The sequence below is a fragment of the Fodinicurvata halophila genome, from assembly GCF_042651425.1.
In the GTDB taxonomy this organism is placed as follows: Bacteria; Pseudomonadota; Alphaproteobacteria; order Kiloniellales; family DSM-21159; genus Fodinicurvata; species Fodinicurvata halophila.
In genome coordinates, this window is the sequence record NZ_JBHSCW010000006.1 from 273,981 (window position 1) to 276,783 (window position 2,803).

The following is a 2,803-nucleotide window of genomic DNA, read 5'->3' on the forward strand; positions in this document are numbered from 1 at the left end:
GCCGGCGAGATCACCGGTGGCGATGGCGATACTTTCGACGGCGGCGCCGGTATCGACGCAGGGGACGGAAGCGAACTCATGCTGGACACCGATACGACCGTGACCGGCGGTGGCGGTGATGACGGCGGCGCCGGTATCGAGGCAGGGAACGAAAGCACCCTCACGCTGGACGCCGATACGACCGTGACCGGCGGTGACGGTGATGACGACGGCGGTACCGGCATCGAGCTGGGTCAAAACGGCTGGGCCGAAATCACCGGCGAGATCACCGGTGGCGATGGCGATATTTTCGACGGCGGCGCCGGTATCGAGGCAGATAGCGCCATAATCATCATCAGCGGAACCGTCTCCGGTGGCTTCGGCAATGGCACAACGGAGGAATCCGATCGTGCCGCGGCCATTGAGTTGGAGGGCGCCGAGGATGACACGAACGAACTTGAACTTCGTGCAGGGTTCGAGATCAACGGCATCGTCGATGCAACCGAGGGGGAGGACGACAGCCTGATACTGGGCGGCACTGAGAACGCCGCCTTCAACAGCAACCTGATCGGCGACGGTCAACAGTACCAAGGCTTCGAGTCCTACGACAAGACCGGCGATAGCAGCTGGACACTGGAAGGCTCCGGTGACCAGGACTGGAACGTCATGGGAGGCAACCTGGCCATCGACGAGAACGCCAGCCTGGGTGGAGTCTTCGATGTCGCCGCAGATGGCGTAATCGGCGGAACGGGGACCATCGGCGACCTTTTGCTCTCGGGCGTGCTCAACCCCGGCGCCTCCGTGGGAACCCTGGAGGTCGACAACGATGCGACCTTCGAATCCGGTTCCGCCTACATCGTCGAGGTCGACCAGAGCGGCGCGGATCGCCTGGAGATCGGCGGCACGGCCAGCCTAGCAGGCGATGTCCTTGTCGAAAGCTTGGAGGCCGACGAGGACGAAAGCGTACTGGGTGATTACACGATCCTTTCGGCAAACGCAGGGCTGGAGGGGAAATTCGATGGGGTCGGCGCCAACCACAGCTTCCTAATTCCCCTGCTGTCCTATTCGGAGAATGACGTCGTCCTGCGCCTGGCGGCCAGCGGAGACCTGGAAAGCCTGCTGGAGCCCTATGCCGAGGATCCCAATGCCGAACGCTTCGTCGATACCCTGGATGATCTGGATACGGACGATCCCGGCTACCAAGCCTTCGAGAACGCGCTCTTGCTGCTGCAGAGCGGCCAGGAGGGCGATGCTGTGGACGAGCTCTCAGGCGAGACCATCCCGGGCTTCGACAGCAGCGTGATCCAGATGGCCAACAACTTCCTATCCTCCATCCAGGGCCGCATTTCGGGCGGTGCCGGGGGCGGCACGCAGCTCTCGCAAGGCACGAGCCCGCGCCGGCTGCAGCTGGCCGCACTCGACATCGCCTCCAGCGATGCCGACCCGCACGCGCGGCAGCAAGCCCAGGCCGATGCCTCGGGCGCCGTCGGCCGCCACGCCCCGGCCGGGCCGGTCACCTGGGCCCGTGCCGTGGGCAACCGCAGCCAGCTCGACGCCAGCGGGTCCTTCCCCGGCGTCAAGGCGCGCTCCGCCGGCGTGCATGCCGGGATCGAGGCGCCGTTGGGCGATGGCTTGGGCGACGGCCTGATGGTCGGCGGCGCGCTGGGCTTCGAGCGCGGCCAACTGGAAAGCGGCGAACTCGCCTCCAGCGACTTCGACGCCTACAGCGCCGGGCTCTATGCCCGCCAGCGCATCGGCGCCCTGCGCCTGTCGGGCAGCGGCACCTTCACCCAGATGTCCCTGGACAGCCAGCGCCAGGTGACCGGCTTCGGCACGCAGGAGGCCAACTACGACGCCCAGGTTTTCGCGCTGGACGCCGAGGCGGCCTATGACATCCCGCTCGACGAGACAATGACCGTCTCGCCCCTGGTCGGGCTGCGCTATTCCCATACCCACCGCGAGAGCTACGAGGAGGACGGCACCGCCGGGCTGAACGTGGCTTCGACGAGCGAGACCTCCGTGCGCAGCCGCCTGGGGGCGGAGCTGGCGATGGAGCTGGACCCGGCCGTGCTCTCGGTCCGTGCCGCCTGGAGCCGTGAGCTGGCCAGCCCCGACGCCTCCACCGAGGCCTCACTGTTGGGCGGCGACGACTTTACCATCGAGGGACAGACGATCCCCGAGAACCTGGCCGAGGTGGGCCTGGGCCTGGACGTACAGGTCGATGACAATGTCGAACTCTTCGCCGCCTATGACGGCGCCTTCTCAAGCCGCTACCGCTCCCACAGCGGACAACTGGGCGTGCGCGTTACCTGGTGAAGGCAGGACGCGTTCCCCTGCAACAGAGGGGCAATACGATCTGTCGAAATAATCAATAAATTCCGTCTTGGTGCTCAATGCACCTCCTTCCGCTTTCCAGTATAGGGGTAAAGCGCCATCCGGACTCCCGCCCCACCAGATCGGCTCTCGGGGGGTCGGGGGACGGAGTCCCGTTCGGCCAAGGAGGCTCAGGCACGTCTGCCGGGCGCAAGATCGGGGACGGGCCCAAAGAGCAAGTTCCAGGGGGGAAGACAGCATGACACGCTTGCCTATCATTCAGCATAACCAACGCCGCCGTTTAAGCACCCTGTCGGTGACGACGGCCCTGGCGGGCGCGCTGCTGCTCTCCCCCACAGCCCTGGCGCAGGAGGATGGATCGGCCCCCAAGTGGTCGGGCTGGCTGGAGATGGGGGGCAAGATCGGGACCGAGCGCTCGCTGGGGCAGTTCGACATCTACGCCCCGGCCTGGCAGGACGAACGCTCGCTGGCGCTGATCAACCTGCGCATG

The 2,803-nt window shown here is 66.0% G+C and carries 1 protein-coding gene and 1 pseudogene; both read left to right on the plus strand.

Features of this window, described 5'->3' with window-relative positions; all coding sequences use genetic code 11:
• The coding region (locus ACFOW6_RS12235) for an autotransporter family protein (RefSeq protein ID WP_382422656.1) at nucleotides 1-2,295 on the plus strand (2,295 nt) is incomplete at its 5' end.
• A 256-nt stretch (nucleotides 2,296-2,551) separates the two neighbouring features.
• Nucleotides 2,552-2,803: pseudogene (locus ACFOW6_RS12240) on the plus strand (hypothetical protein); the annotation flags it as partial.